Raw genomic sequence first — 18742 nt, 5'->3', positions numbered from 1 at the left:
TCAAGCGTGTAGTCGTATCCCTTAGGCAAATCCGGGGGAATTAGATGAGGCGTGATAACGAGTCTGCTTGCAGACGAAGTGAGTGATACCCTGCTTCCAGGAAAAGCCACTAAGCTTCAGCTATTGACGACCGTACCGCAAACCGACACTGGTGCGCGAGATGAGTATTCTAAGGCGCTTGAGAGAACTCTGGAGAAGGAACTCGGCAAATTGACACCGTAACTTCGGAAGAAGGTGTGCCTCTAGTATGTGATCCATTGACTTGGTGAGCAGAATGGGGCCGCAGAGAATCGGTGGCTGCAACTGTTTATTAAAAACACAGCACTCTGCAAAGACGAAAGTCGACGTATAGGGTGTGACTCCTGCCCGGTGCTGGAAGATTAAATGATGGGGTGCAAGCTCTTGACTGAAGTCCCAGTAAACGGCGGCCGTAACTATAACGGTCCTAAGGTAGCGAAATTCCTTGTCGGGTAAGTTCCGACCTGCACGAATGGAGTAATGATGGCCACACTGTCTCCTCCAGAGACTCAGCGAAGTTGAAATGTTTGTGATGATGCAATCTCCCCGCGGAAAGACGGAAAGACCCCATGAACCTTTACTGTAGCTTTACATTGGACTTTGAACAGATCTGTGTAGGATAGGTGGGAGGCTTTGAAGTGAGGACGCTAGTTCTCATGGAGCCAACGTTGAAATACCACCCTGGTGTGTTTGAGGTTCTAACCTTGGTCCCTTATCGGGATTGGGGACAGTGTATGGTGGGCAGTTTGACTGGGGCGGTCTCCTCCCAAAGTGTAACGGAGGAGTTCGAAGGTACGCTAAATACGGTCGGAAATCGTGTTGATAGTGCATTGGCATAAGCGTGCTTGACTGCGAGACTGACAAGTCGAGCAGGTACGAAAGTAGGACAAAGTGATCCGGTGGTTCTGTATGGAAGGGCCATCGCTCAACGGATAAAAGGTACTCTGGGGATAACAGGCTGATACCGCCCAAGAGTTCATATCGACGGCGGTGTTTGGCACCTCGATGTCGGCTCATCTCATCCTGGGGCTGTAGCCGGTCCCAAGGGTATGGCTGTTCGCCATTTAAAGAGGTACGTGAGCTGGGTTTAAAACGTCGTGAGACAGTTTGGTCCCTATCTTCCGTGGGCGCTGCAAGATTGAGAGAGCCTGCTCCTAGTACGAGAGGACCGGAGTGGACGCACCTCTGGTGTATCGGTTGTCACGCCAGTGGCATCGCCGAGTAGCTAAGTGCGGAAGAGATAACCGCTGAAAGCATCTAAGCGGGAAACTCGTCTCAAGATGAGTCTTGCCGGGGCCTAGAGCCCCCTGAAGGGTCGTTCGAGACCAGGACGTTGATAGGCTGGGTGTGGAAGCGCAGTAATGCGTTAAGCTAACCAGTACTAATTGCCCGTGAGGCTTGACCCTATAACTTTGACAGTTCGTGAGCGACGCGAGTCGATCACTGAGCCGGACAAGGACTATTGAGTCGTCAATGCAAGTTATGTTGTTCTTCAGAAGTCTGTTCATTCAATTGAACGTGTGAACGCAATCAAAATCAAAGCTGATTCGAAGTGCAATACCCGAGATACTCGGGTATACTGCGCAACTCTACAAATTGGGTTTGTTGTTGATTTAAAAATCAACAAGAAGCCAACCAGTTAAGCCTGATGACCATAGCGAGGCGGTCCCACTCCTTCCCATCCCGAACAGGACAGTGAAATGCCTCAGCGCCGATGATAGTGCGGGTTCCCGTGTGAAAGTAGGTCATCGTCAGGCTAATATTTAGGCAACGCCCCCGGTTCGAAAGAATCGGGGGCGTTTTGCTTTGCGGATCCAATATCGCGGGGCGCGAAGTATCCCAGCTCGGTTTGGTGGGCTCAGCGCGAGCCTACATGTGCTCCCATGCGCTCAATTCGCCGGCGCAAGAAGTCTTCGGCCAGACCTGGTTCCGGTTGTAAGCGCTGGCCGATGTAGAGCTCTTGGCGACGTTCGGCTATTTGGCTGTGTAAGCGGTTGACCATCACGCTGAACGGGGCGAGTCCCATGGACTCGGCTCGTGTGATGGCCTGCCAGAGTTGATGCATGGGGTGGGCTTCCAGGGCAACTCTGTGGGCTTGAACCACGCGCAAGCGGCCTTGTACGGCTGTCTCGCAGCGCGAGAGCCAGGCGCGCAGGGCATCCGCATTGCCACCAGTGACTTTCACGGGATCTTCGCCGGCAGCAAGGAGTAGGGTTTCCAGCTGGGTGCGCCGTTCGGCTGCATAGGCCTCATTCACCGCCATCATGGCTTGCTCGCGGCGCTGGCGTTCTTGTTCGGTGTCCGCGAAATCGGGATGCAGGCGCATGGCTGCGCGTCGATACAGGGTTTTCAGACTTGGTGGCGGTAGGTCGACCAGTCCGACTGCTGGTTCGGGTGGGAGCGGTGCGGTGGCCGGGAGAAATGGAATCGTAGGCAACGCGGTGGCTTGAGGCGCGCAGGGCGTCCGCGCGGATATCCCATTTCGGCGAAGGGCTTCGGCTAGGTATTGGGTGGCGGTGTGCAACTGGGACTCGAGGGCGTCGAGTTCGAGATAGGCGCTGCCCAGGGTTTCGACATAACGATCGACAAAGGCGCGCAATTTGCCGTGGAGCTCGCGAAACTCATCCTCTTGGCTATGCAAGTAGCGCTGCAGATCTTGCAACTGCGCCCGACGGCGGGCCAGACCATGCCTTGAAAGCGCTGAGTTGTTCATGGCAAGAGTGTGAGGTGGACCGGCTGTCAAACTGGTCTATTGTGGCGTGAGCTTCCAGGCCTGAAAAACAAAAACAGCCCCGGCTGGGGCTGTTTTATCTCGGGTCTAACCCGTACTCAGTGTTCCTGGTCGCTGCGGCAACCCGCCGCGCGCTGCGTGCGTCAAGGGGCTGATGCTGGTGCACTGGCCGCCGGCGCTTCCGTTGCAATCGCGGACGACGCTAGCGGCGCTGGTTGAAGTGTTGCCGAGGCTGCCACGGGCGGTGCGCTGTGCGCTGAGGCAGGGCTGCTGGTCGGCAGCGGCAGCAGGGGCACGATCAGCAGTGCCACGATGTTGATGATTTTGATCAGCGGGTTGACGGCAGGGCCGGCAGTGTCCTTGTACGGGTCGCCCACCGTGTCGCCAGTGACCGCCGCCTTGTGCGCTTCGGAACCCTTGCCACCATGGTGGCCGTCTTCGATGTACTTCTTGGCGTTGTCCCAGGCCCCGCCGCCGGTGCACATGGAGATAGCGACAAAGAGGCCGGTGACGATGGTTCCCATCAGCAGGCCGCCGAGGGCAGCGGGGCCCAGCAGCAGGCCCACCAGCACGGGCACGACGACAGGCAGCAAGGAGGGAACGATCATTTCCTTGATCGCTGCGGTGGTCAGCATGTCAACGGCCGTGCCGTATTCGGGCTTGCCGCTGCCATCCATGATGCCCTTGATGTCTCGGAATTGGCGGCGTACCTCCACCACCACGGCGCCGGCAGCGCGCCCGACAGCTTCCATGGCCATGGCGCCAAACAGGTAGGGAATCAATCCGCCGATGAAGAGGCCGACGATGACCTTGGGGTCACTGAGGTCGAAGCTGACGCTCAGGCCGCGGCTTTCCAGGGAGTGGGTGTAGTCCGCAAACAGCACGAGTGCGGCCAAACCAGCGGATCCGATTGCATAGCCTTTGGTGACTGCTTTGGTGGTGTTGCCCACGGCATCCAAGGGGTCCGTTACATCGCGCACGCTGGCTGGCAGTTCCGCCATCTCGGCAATTCCGCCAGCGTTGTCGGTGATCGGGCCATAGGCATCCAGTGCAACCACAATGCCGGCCATGCTCAGCATGGAAGTTGCGGCAATGGCGATCCCATAGAGACCGCCCAGTTGGTAAGCGGCCAGGATGGCAGCACAAACAAACAGCACGGGCCAGGCGGTGGAGCGCATCGACACACCCAGGCCGGCAATGATGTTGGTGCCGTGGCCGGTCGTCGATGCCTGGGCAATGTGCTTGACGGGTGAGTACTGAGTGCCGGTGTAGAACTCGGTGATCCACACCAAGGCTGCGGTCAGAACCAGGCCGACAGCGCAAGCGCCAAACAGGCGCAAGCGGGTGTCGGCGCCCAGTGCGTCATCGGGCATGACGGCATTGGTGACGAAGTAGAAGGCGATCAGCGACAGCACGCCGGCAACGGCGAGGCCTTTGTAAAGAGCTGGCATGACATTCTTCATGCCCGGCGATGCTTTGACAAAGCTGCACCCAATGATGGACGCGATGATGGACACGCCGCCAAGCAGCAGCGGGTACAGCACGGCTTGCATAGCTGCAGCCTTGACGACCAAGGCGCCCAGCGCCATGGTGGCGATCAAGGTGACGGCATAGGTCTCGAACAAATCGGCTGCCATGCCCGCGCAGTCGCCGACGTTGTCGCCCACGTTGTCGGCAATCACGGCCGGGTTGCGAGGGTCGTCCTCGGGGATGCCGGCTTCGACCTTGCCCACCAAGTCTGCGCCGACATCGGCGCCCTTGGTGAAGATGCCACCGCCGAGACGGGCAAAGATGGAAATCAGCGAGGATCCGAAGGCAAAGCCCAGCAAGGGCTTGAGCGTGGTCGGGTCAACGTTTTCGCCGCCACTCAGGTACCAGAAAAACAGGCTGACGCCAAGCAAGCCCAGGCCAACTACCAGCATGCCGGTGATGGCGCCGCCCTTGAAGGCCACGTCCAGTGCTGGGCCTATCCCTTTGGTGGCGGCCTGTGCAGTGCGTACATTGGCGCGAACCGACACATTCATGCCGATGAATCCGCAGGCTCCGGAGAGTACGGCGCCGAGTACAAAGCCGACGGCCGTGATGTTGTCGAGGAAGATCGCGATCAGGATGGTCAAAACGATGCCCACCACGGCGATCGTTTTGTACTGCCTTGCCAGGTAGGCGGCCGCACCTTGTTGGATGGCGGATGCGATTTCCTGCATACGGGGGTTGCCCGCGTCCTGGCTCAGGATCCAGCTTCTTTGAATGAATCCATACAAGACTGCGGCAATGCCGCAGGCCAGCGCGAAGTACAGCGCCAATTGGGTCGTCATGAACGGGTCTCCTGTTGGTGTTACTGCCAAATCGGAATGCGCCTCGATGCCCCTACGCCAGACCTGCACGGTGGCGGCTCAGGTCGCTGGAATCGATGCTACGGGATGGACTTTGCGTAAAGCAATCGAGCACTCTGGGTGTTTACCCAGTGTTTGCGGGTAAACGATGCGCTGACGTCAAGATTCCTCGGCGGGCTCCCGGCCGGGTGCGGCGGCCGTGGCGCGACTCTGTCACGGCCGTGTAAGCACAGCCCTTAGAATCCGGGTTTCCCCTCGCGTTAGATCAAGAGAATCATGAGCCTGCACAACGTCACACCCGGCGCCAAGGCGCCCGAACAGTTCAACGTCATCATCGAAATTCCGATGAACGCCGACCCGATCAAGTACGAGGTCGACAAGGAAACCGGCGCCATGTTCGTGGACCGTTTCATGACCACGGCCATGCACTACCCCTGCAACTACGGCTACATCCCGCAGACCCTATCGGACGATGGCGATCCGGTCGATGTGCTGGTGGTGACGCCTTACCCGCTGACCCCGGGTGTGGTGGTGACCTGCCGCGCTGTGGGCGTCTTGAAGATGGAAGACGAAGCCGGCGGCGACGCCAAGCTCTTGGCCGTGCCCATCGAGAAGATCCTGCCGATGTACACGCATTGGCAAACGCCCGAAGACGTGAACAAGATGCGCCTGAACGCCATTCAGCACTTCTTCGAGCATTACAAGGACCTGGAGCCCGGCAAGTGGGTCAAGGTGCAGGGCTGGGAAGGCCCGGAATCTGCCAAGGCTGAGATTCAGTTGGGCATCGAGAACTACGCCAAGGCGCAAGCCAAGGCCTGAGTTTCTTCTTGCTCAGGCTTTTGCCTCCGCTGCGGTGACCTGGAACACTGTGTTGAAAGCGCCCGCGCTGCCCAGCGCCGGCGCTTTTTCTTTGCCGGTCGCCGACCAGCCTGGCTTCAGCTTGCCTTGAAGGGCTGGTGCGACTCCAGTTCATTGACATAGCCCTGCATAGCTTGCCCCTCGCGCCCCAGGAATTCCGCCACGGCTTGGCTGAAGTCGGGGTGCGCCAGCCAGTGGCTTGATCCGGTGCTGACCGGCATCAGCCCGCGCGCCATCTTGTGCTCCCCCTGCGCGCCGCCTTCGAAGCGTCGATAGCCCTGGGCGATGCACCAGCTCAATGGCTGGTAGTAGCAGGCATCGAAGTGCAGGCAGGAGATAGGTTCTACGGCGCCCCAGTAACGTCCAAAAGCCACGCGCTGCTGCGGGTCCAGGGCGATCAATGATGCCGCTACAGGCTGGCCATCGCGGCGGGCGATGAACAGCAACCAATGCTCAGGCAGAGTTCGTGCCACTTGGCGGAAAAACTCGCGTGTCAGATAGGGCTGGCTGTGGTGGGCGCGGTAGGTGAGTTGGTAGCAGTGGTAGAAGAAGTCCCAGTCTTCTTCCCGAATTTCCCGGCCTTGCCGAGTCTCGAATGTCACACCGGCCTCGCGCACCCGGCGCTGCTCCTGCTGGATTTTCTTGCGCTTCTCGCGCTGTAGCGAGGCGAGGAAATCCTCGAAATCGCGGTAAGGCGCTTCGGGCCGCTGGCTCCAGTGGAACTGCACGCCGCTGCGTGCCATCCAGCCTCCCGCGCTCGCGGTTGTCTGTTCCTTTTCATTGGGGAACAGGATGTGAACCGAGGACAGAGTCTGCTGGCGCGCAAAAGCGAGCAGCGCGTCCAATAGCAGGCCGCGCGCAGCTTCGTCTGCCGCCAGCAGGCGCGCACCCGGCACAGGCGTGAATGGCACGGCCACCAACAGCTTGGGGTAGTAGTCCAGGCCATGGCGCTGATAGGCGTCAGCCCAGGCCCAATCGAAAACATATTCTCCGTAGGAATGGCTCTTCAGATAGGCCGGGCATGCTGCGATCAAATCCTCGCCCTGCCAGACGCTCAGGAACTGAGCCTGCCAGCCGGAAGCCGCTGTGGCGCTGCCAGATTGCTGAAGGGCTTGGAGGTACTCGAGGCGCATAAAGGGCGTGGGCTGAGCCTGCTTGGCCAGCAGGGCGTTCCAGGCTTCGAGAGGCAGTTCTGCCAGGTCGGTATGAACCCGGATGACATAATCGGCCGAGCTAGTTTTCATCTGTGTGAGGCCCATGTCCGTGAAAGTCGCGCTTGCGCAAATCAATGTCACTGTCGGTGATCTCGCGGGCAACGCCAAAAAGATTGTCGAGTACGCACGCCGAGCCTGCGCGGCTGGTGCCCAGCTGGTGTTGACACCGGAGCTGAGCCTTTGTGGCTATCCGCCTGAAGACCTGCTGCTGCGCCCCGCCTTCATGCAGGCTTGCGAGGAACAACTGCTGTGGATCGCTGCGGAACTGGTGGATTGCGCAGGCCTTCATGTCGTGGTCGGGCATCCGCGCCAGCGCCATGGCGATCGCGATCTTAGGTCCAAGAGCTGGGCGGTGCCGGCGCGATTCAATGCAGCCTCAGTGCTTGCAGGGGGACAGGTCTTGCGCAGCTATGCCAAGCGCGAGCTCCCCAACTACCAAGTCTTTGATGAACGGCGTTATTTCGTCTCAGGTCGGGATGCGGGTGAGGCGCCGCTGGTCTTTGAAGTCGGTGGCCTGCGTTTCGGCTTGAGCATCTGCGAGGACGCCTGGTTCGACGAACCCGCCCGCGCTGCCAAGGCTGCTGGCGCCCAAGTGTTGTGCGTGCTCAATGCCTCGCCCTTCCATCTGGGCAAGGTGGCCGAGCGCGAGGCGCGCATGGCCGAGCGCGTGGCGGATGTCGGCCTGCCCTTGTTGTACGCCCATCTGGTGGGTGGGCAGGACGAGGTGGTGTTCGATGGCGCGTCTTTTGCGCTCGACGGCCAAGGCCAACTCGTTGCGCGCGCTGTCATGTTTCAAGAGGACCTGCTCCTGGTCGAATTGGATGCCGAGGGCCGCGTGCAGGGTCAGGTCTTGCCTTTGCCGGAGCTGGAAGCGCAAGCCTGGGGCGCGCTGGTCACTGGCGTGCGCGATTACATCGGCAAGAACGGGTTCCCGGGGGCTTTGATCGGCCTGTCCGGCGGCATCGACTCGGCTCTGGTCCTGGCCATTGCGGTCGATGCGCTCGGCGCCGACAAGGTACGCACAGTGATGATGCCTTCGCCCTACACGGCCGACATCTCCTGGATCGACGCTCGCGACATGGCCGAACGTCTGGGCGTGCGCTACGACGAAAAATCCATCGTGCCCATGTTCGAGGCCTTCAATGCCAGCCTGGCCGATGAGTTCCAAGGCTTGCCGCTGGACGCGACCGAGGAGAACATCCAGGCCCGCATCCGCGGCACTTTGCTGATGGCGCTGTCCAACAAGTTTGGCTCCATCGTGCTGACCACCGGCAACAAGAGCGAGATGGCCACCGGTTACTGCACGCTCTACGGCGATATGGCGGGTGGCTTTGCTGTCATCAAGGATGTCGCCAAGACTCTGGTGTTCCGCCTGGCGCGCTGGCGTAACGAGCAACCTGCACGGCGCGCCGATGGCACCATTGGCCCCGTCATCCCCGAGCGCATCATCACCCGGCCACCTTCGGCCGAGCTGCGCCCGGATCAAAAGGATCAGGACAGCTTGCCGCCTTACGAGGTGCTGGATGCCATCCTGGCGCGGTACATGGAAGAGGACCAGTCCCTGGCCGAGATCGTGGCGGCCGGATTCGCCCCGGCCGATGTGGAGCGCGTGACCCGGCTGATCAAGATCAACGAATACAAGCGCCGTCAGGCGCCGATCGGCATCCGCATCACCCATCGCGCCTTTGGGCGCGATTGGCGCTACCCGATTACCTCGAAGTTCCGTGCTTAAATCCTCAGATCCCCATCTTTCCAGGAGCATCCGTCCATGAAGCAGATCACCGCCATCATCAAGCCATTCAAGCTGGACGAAGTCCGCGAATCGCTGGCCGAGGTGGGCGCATCGGGCTTGACCGTCACCGAAGTCAAGGGCTTTGGTCGCCAGAAGGGCCACACCGAGCTCTACCGCGGCGCCGAGTATGTGGTGGACTTCCTGCCCAAGGTGAAGGTGGAGGTGGTGGTCAAGGATGAGGACGTCGAGCGCTGCATCGACGCCATCCTCAAGGCCGCAAAGACCGGCAAGATTGGCGACGGCAAGATCTTCGTCACCCCGGTCGAGCAAGTGGTGCGCATCCGCACCGGCGAGACCGACGAAGCCGCGGTCTGAGATTTGTCCTTAGTGGGCCGCGCCGCTGCCGCCGTGAGGCGAGCGGCTGCGCCGGCTCAGACCATGAAGCGCTGCCACAGCGCCGCGCCCCAGACGCCGGCGCACAGCAGCAGAGCCAGTAGCACCGCAGCGCTGGCCAAATCTTTGGCCCGCTTGGAGAGATCGTGGATCTCGAAGGACACACGGTCGATCGCGGCCTCGATGCCCGAGTTCAGCAACTCGACGATCAGCACCAACAAAAGCGATCCCAGCAGCAGGGACACCTGCACCCAGCCTTCGCCCAGCCAGAAGGCGGCCGGCGTGGCCAGGATCAGCAGCCAAACTTCCTGGCGGAACGCACTTTCCTCGGTGTAGGCAGCCTTCAGGCCAGACATGGAATAGCCTGCCGCGTGGATGATGCGGTCGATGCCGGTACGGCCCTTGTGTGGGTTGCTCATCTCGGAGTGCTTACTTAGATTTTTTCGTCGGAACCTGGGTGACCAACTGGGTGCGGCCGATCACATCATGCAGGAACTGCCCGCCCGGCAGCACCCGACTCAGCGCCGCATAGCCCAGCAGGCCGAGCAGGCCGACTACGCTGATGGCACCAAAGCCCAAGCCGTGCTGGCGCATCTGCAGCGCTGCCATCACTGGCAGCAGCCACCAGGCAAAGCTCAGGACATAGCGCAACAGCGCTTGGCCTATGCCCAAAGGCTGGCCATCGAGACGCAGCACACGGATATGCCAGGTCTTCATCGGCAGGGTCTGGCCGCTGCGGCTCCAGAAGTAGACGAAATAGGCGCCGAAGGTGCAAGCCAGGGCCCACATCAGGCCATTGCGGTGCTCGAGCGCGTGGCGCTGTTGTACCAAGGGTGAATACACCAGACCGGTCGCCATGGCCACCGCGAACAGCAGGATGCCTTCGTACATGAAGGCGGCGAGGCGTCGCGCCAAGCCAGGCGCCCGCGGCAGCGCGGGTGTCAGGGAATCAGAGTCGCTCATGAATCAGGAGGCCGAGGTGGCAGGGCCTGGGGAGGCCGGGGTGGGCGCTGGTGTGGCAGTTTGCCGCTTGGGCAGCAAGGTCTTGCTGTCGACCAGATTGGGGTCCGCCCACACCTTGGTCTGGCCGGCTCGTTGATGGCTCGGGCGCAGTGCCGTTTGTGTGATCAGCACGGTGCTGACGCCCGGCTTGGCTTGGAGCAGGGACGGTGCCACAGGCTTGGCCGGCAGGTTCTTGGTCAGGGCCGGCACCAGATTGGATTTGCTTTGGCTTTCGATCGCCGCCGCTGTCGGTACGCCCACTTTCTTCGGGGCCTGCTTCTTGGCGGCTTTGTCGGCCAGTTGCTGGCGCTTTTCGGGAGGCAGGGCTTGGTACGCCTCCCATTTGGCTTGGCGGTCGCCTGGGTTCAGTTGCTGGGCTGCGGCCTGGAAGCCGGCCCGTGCTTGTTGGCGCTCTACAGCACTGAGGCGCGTCCAGTCGCGCATGCGTTCTTGCATGCGTGCTTGTTCGTCTGCGGGCAGGGCCGGGAAGCGCTGGGCGACTTCCAGCCATTTGCTTCTGCGTCCTGCGTCTAGTCCGTCCCAGTCGCGCTCCAGCGGAGCGAGGATTTTCTTTTGCGTCGCGCTCAGGCCTTGCCAGGCTGGCGGAAGCAATGCCGTGCCCGCACCCAAGGTGGGGGCAGGGGCGCGCTGTGCTGCAGAGGCGGCTTGAGCCGAGGGCCGAGCTATGGGTGTGGGCGCCGCGCTGGCTGCAGGCAGTGAGGCAGGGGCCGGCAGAGGCGCGCTTGCAGCTTCGGCTGCAGGCGCTTGCGCGAACACGGCCGATGTGCCGATGCTCAGCAGGGTAGCGGCGGCCACGCCGCGGCAGAGGAGGGCGAGTTCAGCTTGGAAGGACGCGCCTTTCAGGGAAACCAAGGTGCGCATTCGTCAGTCTTGCTCGTCGCTCAGGAATTCGGAAAAGCCTGGGTCGCTGTAAGCCGAGGGCGGCAAGTTGTCAGCCAGCAAGGCCGTGTCAACCTCTGCGGCAGCCAGGATCTGCTCGTAGAACTGTCCATGCTGAATCAGCGCCAGGCCAAGAACGAGCATGCACAGCGGCATCAGCGAGGCGAACTTCAGCCAGCGCGGGGTTCCCGTGCCCCCAAACAGAGCCAGGGTGGCGCCAGCATGCACCACGCGGGTGCTGGGGGCGAGCTCGGTTTGGGCGGCGCGGGCGCTGCGGGCCTTGAGCAAGGCCTGCTCGCGGGCGAAGCGCAGGCGCTCGGAGACATCCGCCGGCAAGGCCTGGTTGCGTTCGCTGAGGCCGGCGGCCACGCGCAGGCCGAAACGTGCCACGCGGGCGTCCAGCTCTTGCGCAAACTGTGAGTGCTTCGACGTGTTCATAGTGTGATTCCCTTGGCCTTCAGCGATTTTGCCAATGCATGCGTGGCTCGGGAGCAGTGAGTTTTAACACTGCCTTCCGAGCAACCCATGACGCTGGCGGTCTCCGCGACATCCAGTTCCTCCCAGTAACGCAGCAGGAAGGCTTCTCGTTGACGCGCGGGCAGCTCCGCCACTTCCGCATCAATGACCTGCAAGATCTGGGCCCGTGAGACCTCGTCCGCGGCGCTCAAGGCGCCAAGTGCTCCGTCTTGACCTTCCAGCATTTCGAGCAGGTCAAAGTCGCCGTCTTCGCCGCTGCCTTCGAAGTCCGACATGTTCTGCATCACCCCATTGCGCACCTTTTTGCGCCGGAAGTAATCCATGGTGGCGTTGGACAGGATGCGCTGGAACAGCAGCGGCAGTTCGGCCGCCGGGCGGTCGAAGTACTTCTCGGCCAGGCGGATCATGGCGTCTTGCACGATGTCCAGCGCGGCATCGTCGTCACGCACCATGTAGGCGGTGCGCTTGAACGCGCGTTGGTCGACGCTGCGCAGGAAATCGTTGAGTTCTTTGTCGGTGGCCAAGGAGGGGGAGGGCGGCAAGCCCGGACTGGCAAAACAGCGCGAAGTATCGCATTGCGGGGCGCGGCGGCAGCGGTCTAGGCAGGCAAGTCGACGGAGGTGCTCCCAAGTCGGTGCATAATGCTGCTTCGCACAATGAAGTCACTGGTCTCAGACTGGCTTGCCCGACCCGGGTGCCATGTTTTTTGATCGCGCAGGTTCCGAGTCCACCTCACAAGGGTGCGAGAAGGGACACCGATGGTTTTTCGTTAGAGAAATTCACAAAGGTTCGAAATGGACATGTCTAGCGCGGAAGTCAAGCGCGTTGCGGCCTCGGATGGTCGTGCGCAGCCTCACTCCTCAAATTCTCCCTCCTCGTCGGAACTCAACGGTTCCGAGATCCTGGTTCGCTGCCTGCAGGCCGAAGGTGTTCAATTCCTTTGGGGCTATCCCGGCGGCGCAGTGCTGTACATCTACGACGCACTGTACAAACAGGAAACCATCCAACACGTTCTGGTTCGCCATGAGCAGGCTGCTGTGCATGCCGCTGACGGCTATGCCCGCGCCACCGGCGACGTCGGCGTCGCCCTGGTGACCTCGGGTCCGGGTGTGACCAATGCCATCACCGGCATTGCCACGGCCTATATGGACTCGATCCCCATGGTGATCGTGACCGGCCAGGTGCCCACGCCGGCGATCGGCCTGGACGCCTTCCAGGAGTGCGACACGGTCGGCATCACCCGGCCCATCGTCAAGCACAACTTCCTGGTCAAGGATGTGCGCGATCTGGCCATGACGATGAAGAAGGCCTTCCACATCGCCCGTACCGGCCGGCCCGGCCCGGTGGTGGTGGACATCCCCAAGGATGTCTCCATGGCCAAGCTGGGCGCTGCTTTCGAGTACCCCAAGCATGTGGAAATGCGCTCCTACAACCCGGCGCGCAAGGGCCATTCGGGTCAGATCCGCAAGGCGGTGCAGCTCTTGCTGCAGGCCAAGCGCCCTTACATCTACTCGGGCGGCGGCGTCATTCTGGGTGAGTCCTCGGCCGAGCTGCGCGAGCTGGTCAATCTGCTGGGCTACCCCTGCACCAACACCTTGATGGGCCTGGGCGCCATTCCGGCCAGCGACCCCAAGTTCCTGGGCATGCTGGGCATGCACGGCACCTACGAAGCCAATATGACCATGCAGCATTGCGATGTGCTGCTGGCCGTGGGCGCTCGTTTCGATGACCGGGTGATCGGCAACCCCAAGCACTTTGCCCAGGTCGAGCGCAAGATCATCCATGTGGACATCGACCCGTCTTCGATCTCCAAGCGCGTGCGCGTGGACATCCCCATCGTCGGTGACGTCAAGGACGTGCTGCAAGAGCTGATCTTCCAGATCAAGGAAGCGCAGGCCAAGCCCGATTCGGCCTCCATCAATGCCTGGTGGAGCCAGATCAATGAGTGGCGGCGACGCGATTGCCTGGTCTACAAGCCGTCCACCGAAGTCATCAAACCGCAGATGGTGGTTGAGACCTTGTGGAATCTGACCAAGGATCGTGACGCCTACATCACCTCCGATGTGGGTCAGCATCAGATGTGGGCGGCTCAGTACTACCGTTTCGAAGAACCGCGCCGCTGGATCAACTCCGGCGGTCTCGGCACCATGGGCGTGGGCCTGCCCTACGCCATGGGCATCAAGCTGGCCAAGCCGGAGTCAGACGTGTTCTGCGTCACCGGCGAGGGCAGCATCCAGATGTGCATTCAGGAGCTGTCGACCTGTCAGCAGTACAAGACGCCGGTCAAGATCGTCGCTTTGAACAACCGCTATCTCGGCATGGTGCGTCAGTGGCAGGAGCTCGACTACGGCAAGCGCTACTCCCACAGCTATATGGAAGCGCTGCCCGATTTCGTCAAGCTGGCCGAGGCTTACGGCCATGTCGGCCTGCTGGTCGAAAAGCCCGGTGATGTTGAAGGGGCGCTGCGTGAAGCCATGCGCCTGAAGGACCGCACGGTCTTTCTCGACATCCGCACCGATCCGACCGAGAACGTCTGGCCTATGGTCCAGGCGGGCAAGGGTATTTCGGAAATGCGCCTGGGGTCCGAGGACCTGTGAGTGACTGAGGGCAGGGCCTGGGTGCCAGCGTTACCGCGCTGGTGCCAGAGGCCCCGCTCGCTGCACTCCGCCCAAGCCTCGCACCTGTTCATCCATCGAAGAGCGTGGCCAAGAGCCGTCGGTTACCGCCGCCGGTTTGAAGAGCGCGAAGGACGAGACCACACCCATGAAACACATCATTGCACTGCTCATCGAGAACGAGCCGGGCGCGCTGTCGCGCGTCGTCGCCCTGTTCTCCGCCCGTGGCTACAACATTGAGAGCCTGACCGTCGCGCCGACCGAGGATGCCTCGCTGTCGCGCATGACCATCGTCACCACCGGTTCGGACGAGGTGATCGAGCAGATCACCAAACACCTGAATCGCCTGATTGAAGTGGTCAAGGTCGTGGACCTGACCGAAGGCAACTACACCGAGCGCGAGCTCATGCTCATCAAGGTGCGCGCGGTGGGCAAGGAGCGCGAGGAGATGAAACGCACCGCCGACATCTTCCGCGGACGCATCATCGATGTGACCGAGAAGACCTACACCATCGAGCTGACCGGTGATGCCAGCAAGCTCGATGCCTTCATCGGTGCGATCGACCGCGCGTCCATCCTGGAAACGGTGCGCACCGGCACCAGCGGCATCGGCCGCGGCGAGCGCATCTTGCGCCTGTAGATGACGCCCCATTTCATCAGGCCCTTTTGGCAGTACCCATCCCTTCTTTTTCGACCGATTCACTGAATTTTTCTGGAGACCGACATGAACGTTTTTTATGACAAGGACGCCGACCTCAGCCTCATCAAGGGCAAGAACGTCACCATCATCGGCTACGGCTCACAAGGCCATGCCCATGCACAGAACCTGAACGACAGCGGCGTCAAGGTCACCGTCGGTCTGCGCCGCAGCGGCGCGTCCTGGGCCAAGGCCGAGAACGCCGGACTCAAGGTCGCCGAGATTGCCGAGGCCGTGAAGGCGGCCGATGTGGTCATGATCCTGCTGCCCGACGAGCAGATTGCCGAGGTCTACAAGAACGAGGTCGAGCCCAATATCAAGCCCGGCGCTTCGCTGGCCTTCGCTCACGGCTTCAATGTGCACTACGGCCAGGTCACGCCGCGCGCTGATCTGGACGTCTGGATGGTGGCGCCCAAGGCCCCGGGCCACACCGTGCGCGGCACCTACACCCAGGGTGGCGGCGTGCCCCACCTGATCGCTGTGTACGCCGACAAGACCGGCCGTGCCCGCGATCTGGCCCTGAGCTATGCCTCCGCGAACGGCGGCGGCAAGGCCGGCATCATCGAGACCAACTTCCGCGAAGAGACCGAGACCGATCTGTTCGGCGAACAAGCCGTGTTGTGCGGCGGTGCCGTGGAGCTGATCAAGGCCGGTTTTGAAACCCTGACCGAAGCCGGCTATGCGCCCGAGATGGCTTACTTCGAGTGCTTGCACGAGCTGAAGTTGATCGTCGACTTGATTTATGAAGGCGGTATCGCCAACATGAACTACTCGATCTCCAACAACGCCGAGTACGGCGAGTATGTGACCGGCCCGCGTGTGGTGACCGAGGCCACCAAGAACGCCATGCGTCAATGCCTGAAGGATATTCAGACCGGCGAGTACGCCAAGAGCTTCATCCTGGAAAACAAGGCCGGCGCACCGACCCTGCTGAGCCGCCGCCGCCTGACCGCCGAGCATCCGATCGAGCAAGTGGGCGAGAAGCTGCGCGCCATGATGCCCTGGATCAAGAAGAACCGCCTGGTCGATCAGTCCAAGAACTGATTCGCGCCTCGTGTTTCCTGCAAGCCGCGTGTGCCCTCGGGCCACGCGGCTTTTTTGCCTCCGGCCCCTGTTGTATCCTTGCGCCCCATGACCGATCCCAAGAATCCCATGCCCGCGGCCTTGCCCGACGATGACGACATCGAGGTGCACGAGCCGGTGCGTCCGCGCCGCAAGGGCATCTACATCCTGCCCAATCTCTTCACCCTGGCGGCCCTGTTCAGCGGCTTCTACGCCATCGTCATGGCGATGAATGGGCGCTTCGAGCAATCGGCCTACGGAATTTTTGCCGCCATGGTGTTGGACAGCCTGGACGGCCGTGTGGCGCGCATGACCAACACGCAAAGCACCTTTGGCGAGCAGATGGACAGCCTTTCCGACATGGTGTCCTTTGGCGCTGCGCCGGCGCTGATCCTCTACATCTGGGCTCTGTCCGGCCTGGGTAAGTGGGGCTGGTTTGCGGCTTTCGTCTATATGGCCGGTGCAGCTTTGCGTCTGGCGCGCTTCAATACCAATATCGCGGTGGTCGACAAGCGCTTCTTCCAGGGCGTGCCAAGCCCCGCAGCGGCAGCTTTGGTCATGGGTCTGGTCTGGGTGATGGATGACGCCGGCTACAAGGCCATTCACAGCACGCCCTCCCTGGCCTGGGTGGCCTTTGGCTTCACGCTCTATGCCGGCCTGACCATGGTGACCAATGCGCCGTTCTACAGCTTCAAGGACGTCAGCTTCAAGCGTTCGGTGCCCTTCATTGTCATCGTCGCGATTGCGCTCGGAATTGCCGTTATCAATATCGACCCGCCGCGCGTGCTGTTCGGCTTGTTCTGCGCCTACGGTCTCTCGGGCTATGTGGTGTATGGCTACAAGCGCATGAAAGGCAAGCCCGTCAGCGTGATCGCCACGTCGACGGATGAGCCCGATGAAAAGGGCTTGCACGACTGAGCCCCCCTTGGTTTCGCGTGCTATATTTCCAGCCATGTTGAAGACGACCGCATTCGCGCTGCTGCTACTAGCCATCGAGCCTCGGGCCCGCTGATCGCGCACGTCTTCACAGAACAGTTTTCGCACATCACACCGGCCCGCCAAGCTTCTGCTTCGCGGGCCGTTTTGTTTTTCTCAGTTCGTTTGTTTCATCAACCCAAGCCACATGGAGACCCTCATGGCTGACCAGCTGATCATCTTCGACACCACCCTGCGCGACGGCGAGCAATCGCCCGGCGCTTCGATGACGAAGGACGAGAAGCTACGCATTGCGCGTCAGCTTGAGCGTCTGCGGGTGGATGTGATCGAGGCCGGTTTTGCGGCTTCGTCCAATGGCGATTTCGAGGCCGTCAAGGCGATCGCGGATGCCGTGCGTGAAAGCACCATTTGCTCGCTGGCTCGCGCCAATGACCGCGACATCGCTCGCGCCGCCGAGGCGCTGAAGGGGGCGGCGCGCTCGCGCATTCACACCTTCATCGCCACCAGCGAGCTCCATATGGAGAAGAAGCTGCGTATGACACGCGAGCAGGTGCTGGAGCAGGCGATTCAGGCAGTGCGTTTCGCCCGCAATGTCACCGATGACGTCGAGTTCTCGCCGGAAGATGGTTACCGCTCCGACCCCGACTTCTTGGCCCGGGTGGTCGAGGCGGTCATCAAGGAAGGTGCGCGCACCATCAACATCCCGGACACCGTGGGCTACGCCATTCCCGAGCTTTACGGCAACTTCATCAAGACCCTGCGCGAGCGTGTGCCCAACTCGGACCAGGCGATCTGGTCCGTGCATTGCCACAACGACCTGGGCATGGCGGTGGCCAACTCCTTGGCCGGCGTGAAGATCGGTGGCGCGCGCCAGATCGAGTGCACCATCAATGGCCTGGGCGAGCGGGCAGGCAATTGCTCGCTGGAAGAGGTGGTGATGGCAGTCAAGACCCGTCGAGACTATTTCGGACTGGACTGCAATATCGACGCCAGCCATATCGTTGCCGCCTCGCGCCTGGTTTCGCAGACCACCGGTTTCGTGGTCCAGCCCAACAAAGCCGTGGTCGGTGCCAATGCCTTCGCGCATGCCTCCGGCATCCACCAGGATGGCGTGCTCAAGGCGCGCGACACCTATGAAATCATGCGAGCCGAGGATGTGGGCTGGAGTGCCAACAAAATCGTGCTTGGCAAGCTCAGCGGCCGCAATGCATTCAAGCAGCGCCTGCAGGAACTGGGCATTGCGCTAGAGTCCGAGGCGGAAGTCAACGCCGCCTTCGTGCGCTTCAAGGATCTGGCCGACCGCAAGAATGAAATCTTTGACGAAGACATCATCGCCCTGGTGATGGACGAGTCGGTCACTTCTGAGCACGAGCATTACCGATTGGTGGCCATGTCCCAGCGCTCGGAGATGGGCGAGAAGCCGCACGCCAGCGTGGTGTTTTCTGCCGGCGCACAAGAGCACCGTGCCGAGAGCGATGGCAATGGACCGGTCGACGCAGTGCTGCGCGCCATCGAATCCCAGGTTCAAAGTGGCGCCGAGATGGTGCTCTATTCGGTCAATGCGATCACCAGCGGAAGCACAGAATCACAAGGTGAGGTGACCGTGCGCTTGCAACATGCCGGGCGGGTGGTCAATGGTGTCGGGGCCGATCCCGATATCGTCGTGGCCTCGGCCAAGGCATATTTGAGTGCACTGAACAAGCTGCAGAGCAAGACCGAGCGGGTGGCCGCGCAGGGTTGAGCGGGCACACCAGGCCCGTGGCCCCGGGCCTGG

General features: G+C 61.3%; 16 protein-coding genes and 2 rRNA genes (1 of these 18 running past the window's edge). 10 read left to right on the top strand and 8 right to left on the bottom strand.

Annotation, left to right across the window (positions count from 1 at the left end; translation table 11 throughout):
• Positions 1 to 1424 (top strand): 23S ribosomal RNA (locus ACQY39_RS20260) (it extends 1457 nt beyond the left edge of the window).
• A 238-nt stretch (positions 1425 to 1662) separates the two neighbouring features.
• Positions 1663 to 1775 (top strand): 5S ribosomal RNA (gene rrf, locus ACQY39_RS20255).
• Between the two features lie 101 nt (positions 1776 to 1876).
• Here the strand turns inward: rrf and ACQY39_RS20250 are convergent.
• Both ACQY39_RS20250 and ACQY39_RS20245 read right to left on the bottom strand, forming a co-directional pair.
• Positions 1877 to 2731 carry a J domain-containing protein gene (locus tag ACQY39_RS20250; RefSeq protein ID WP_428509295.1) on the bottom strand — a complete coding sequence of 285 codons (855 nt, stop codon included), beginning with the start codon at positions 2729 to 2731 and terminating at the stop codon, positions 1877 to 1879.
• Between the two features lie 161 nt (positions 2732 to 2892).
• Positions 2893 to 5064: a sodium-translocating pyrophosphatase gene (locus ACQY39_RS20245; RefSeq protein WP_428509293.1), complete on the bottom strand. Its 2172-nt coding sequence runs from the start codon at positions 5062 to 5064 to the stop codon at positions 2893 to 2895.
• Between the two features lie 294 nt (positions 5065 to 5358).
• Here ACQY39_RS20245 and ppa point away from each other — a divergent pair, with 294 nt between their 5' ends.
• Positions 5359 to 5901 (top strand): inorganic diphosphatase, encoded by a 543-nt coding sequence (ppa, locus tag ACQY39_RS20240; protein WP_428509291.1) that lies wholly within the window; start codon positions 5359 to 5361, stop codon positions 5899 to 5901.
• A 116-nt stretch (positions 5902 to 6017) separates the two neighbouring features.
• On the opposite strand, the gene ACQY39_RS20235 is transcribed toward ppa, so the two are convergent.
• The gene (locus ACQY39_RS20235; protein WP_428509289.1) at positions 6018 to 7184 is read right to left on the bottom strand and encodes a GNAT family N-acetyltransferase; all 1167 of its coding nucleotides are present in this window, start codon (positions 7182 to 7184) and stop codon (positions 6018 to 6020) included.
• Between the two features lie 13 nt (positions 7185 to 7197).
• On the opposite strand from ACQY39_RS20235, the gene ACQY39_RS20230 reads away from it, so the two are divergent.
• The gene (locus tag ACQY39_RS20230) at positions 7198 to 8886 is read left to right on the top strand and encodes an NAD+ synthase (protein ID WP_428509287.1); all 1689 of its coding nucleotides are present in this window, start codon (positions 7198 to 7200) and stop codon (positions 8884 to 8886) included.
• Between the two features lie 36 nt (positions 8887 to 8922).
• Positions 8923 to 9261: a P-II family nitrogen regulator gene (locus ACQY39_RS20225; RefSeq protein WP_102769755.1), complete on the top strand. Its 339-nt coding sequence runs from the start codon at positions 8923 to 8925 to the stop codon at positions 9259 to 9261.
• Positions 9262 to 9317: 56 nt separating this feature from the next.
• Here the strand turns inward: ACQY39_RS20225 and ACQY39_RS20220 are convergent, their stop codons facing one another.
• The 5 genes from ACQY39_RS20220 to ACQY39_RS20200 are packed head-to-tail and all read right to left on the bottom strand — an operon-like array spanning position 9318 to position 12182.
• Positions 9318 to 9698, bottom strand: coding sequence for a diacylglycerol kinase (locus tag ACQY39_RS20220; protein WP_428509285.1), 381 nt, complete (start codon positions 9696 to 9698; stop codon positions 9318 to 9320).
• A gap of 10 nt (positions 9699 to 9708) precedes the next feature.
• A complete protein-coding gene (locus ACQY39_RS20215; RefSeq protein ID WP_428509283.1) occupies positions 9709 to 10242 on the bottom strand; it encodes an RDD family protein in 534 nt (177 codons plus the stop codon).
• A 3-nt stretch (positions 10243 to 10245) separates the two neighbouring features.
• Positions 10246 to 11163: a DUF3106 domain-containing protein gene (locus tag ACQY39_RS20210; RefSeq protein ID WP_428509281.1), complete on the bottom strand. Its 918-nt coding sequence runs from the start codon at positions 11161 to 11163 to the stop codon at positions 10246 to 10248.
• Between the two features lie 3 nt (positions 11164 to 11166).
• The gene (locus ACQY39_RS20205; RefSeq protein ID WP_428509279.1) at positions 11167 to 11619 is read right to left on the bottom strand and encodes a DUF3619 family protein; all 453 of its coding nucleotides are present in this window, start codon (positions 11617 to 11619) and stop codon (positions 11167 to 11169) included.
• Positions 11616 to 12182, bottom strand: a complete 567-nt coding sequence (locus ACQY39_RS20200) for an RNA polymerase sigma factor (RefSeq protein WP_263565093.1) — start codon at positions 12180 to 12182, stop codon at positions 11616 to 11618. Before ACQY39_RS20200 ends, ACQY39_RS20205 begins: the two co-directional genes overlap by 4 nt.
• A 270-nt stretch (positions 12183 to 12452) precedes the next feature.
• Here ACQY39_RS20200 and ACQY39_RS20195 point away from each other — a divergent pair, with 270 nt between their 5' ends.
• The 5 genes from ACQY39_RS20195 (at position 12453) to ACQY39_RS20175 (ending at position 18709) form a co-directional block, all read left to right on the top strand.
• Positions 12453 to 14255 (top strand): acetolactate synthase 3 catalytic subunit, encoded by a 1803-nt coding sequence (locus ACQY39_RS20195; protein ID WP_428509277.1) that lies wholly within the window; start codon positions 12453 to 12455, stop codon positions 14253 to 14255.
• A gap of 166 nt (positions 14256 to 14421) precedes the next feature.
• Positions 14422 to 14913 carry an acetolactate synthase small subunit gene (gene ilvN / locus ACQY39_RS20190; protein WP_102769762.1) on the top strand — a complete coding sequence of 164 codons (492 nt, stop codon included), beginning with the start codon at positions 14422 to 14424 and terminating at the stop codon, positions 14911 to 14913.
• A gap of 84 nt (positions 14914 to 14997) precedes the next feature.
• Complete coding sequence (ilvC, locus tag ACQY39_RS20185; protein ID WP_263520937.1) at positions 14998 to 16014, top strand: ketol-acid reductoisomerase; 1017 nt, start codon at positions 14998 to 15000, stop codon at positions 16012 to 16014.
• A gap of 108 nt (positions 16015 to 16122) precedes the next feature.
• Positions 16123 to 16950 carry a CDP-diacylglycerol--serine O-phosphatidyltransferase gene (pssA, locus tag ACQY39_RS20180; RefSeq protein ID WP_428510888.1) on the top strand — a complete coding sequence of 276 codons (828 nt, stop codon included), beginning with the start codon at positions 16123 to 16125 and terminating at the stop codon, positions 16948 to 16950.
• Positions 16951 to 17167: 217 nt separating this feature from the next.
• On the top strand, positions 17168 to 18709 hold the full coding sequence (locus ACQY39_RS20175) for a 2-isopropylmalate synthase (RefSeq protein WP_428509274.1): 1542 nt from the start codon (positions 17168 to 17170) through the stop codon (positions 18707 to 18709).
• Positions 18710 to 18742 lie beyond the last annotated feature (33 nt).

It is taken from the genome of Roseateles sp. (genome assembly GCF_965262435.1).
GTDB lineage: Bacteria > Pseudomonadota > Gammaproteobacteria > Burkholderiales > Burkholderiaceae_C > Paucibacter_A.
Note: the sequence above shows the minus strand (reverse complement) of the source record. Positions and strands in the feature narration are given on the sequence as shown.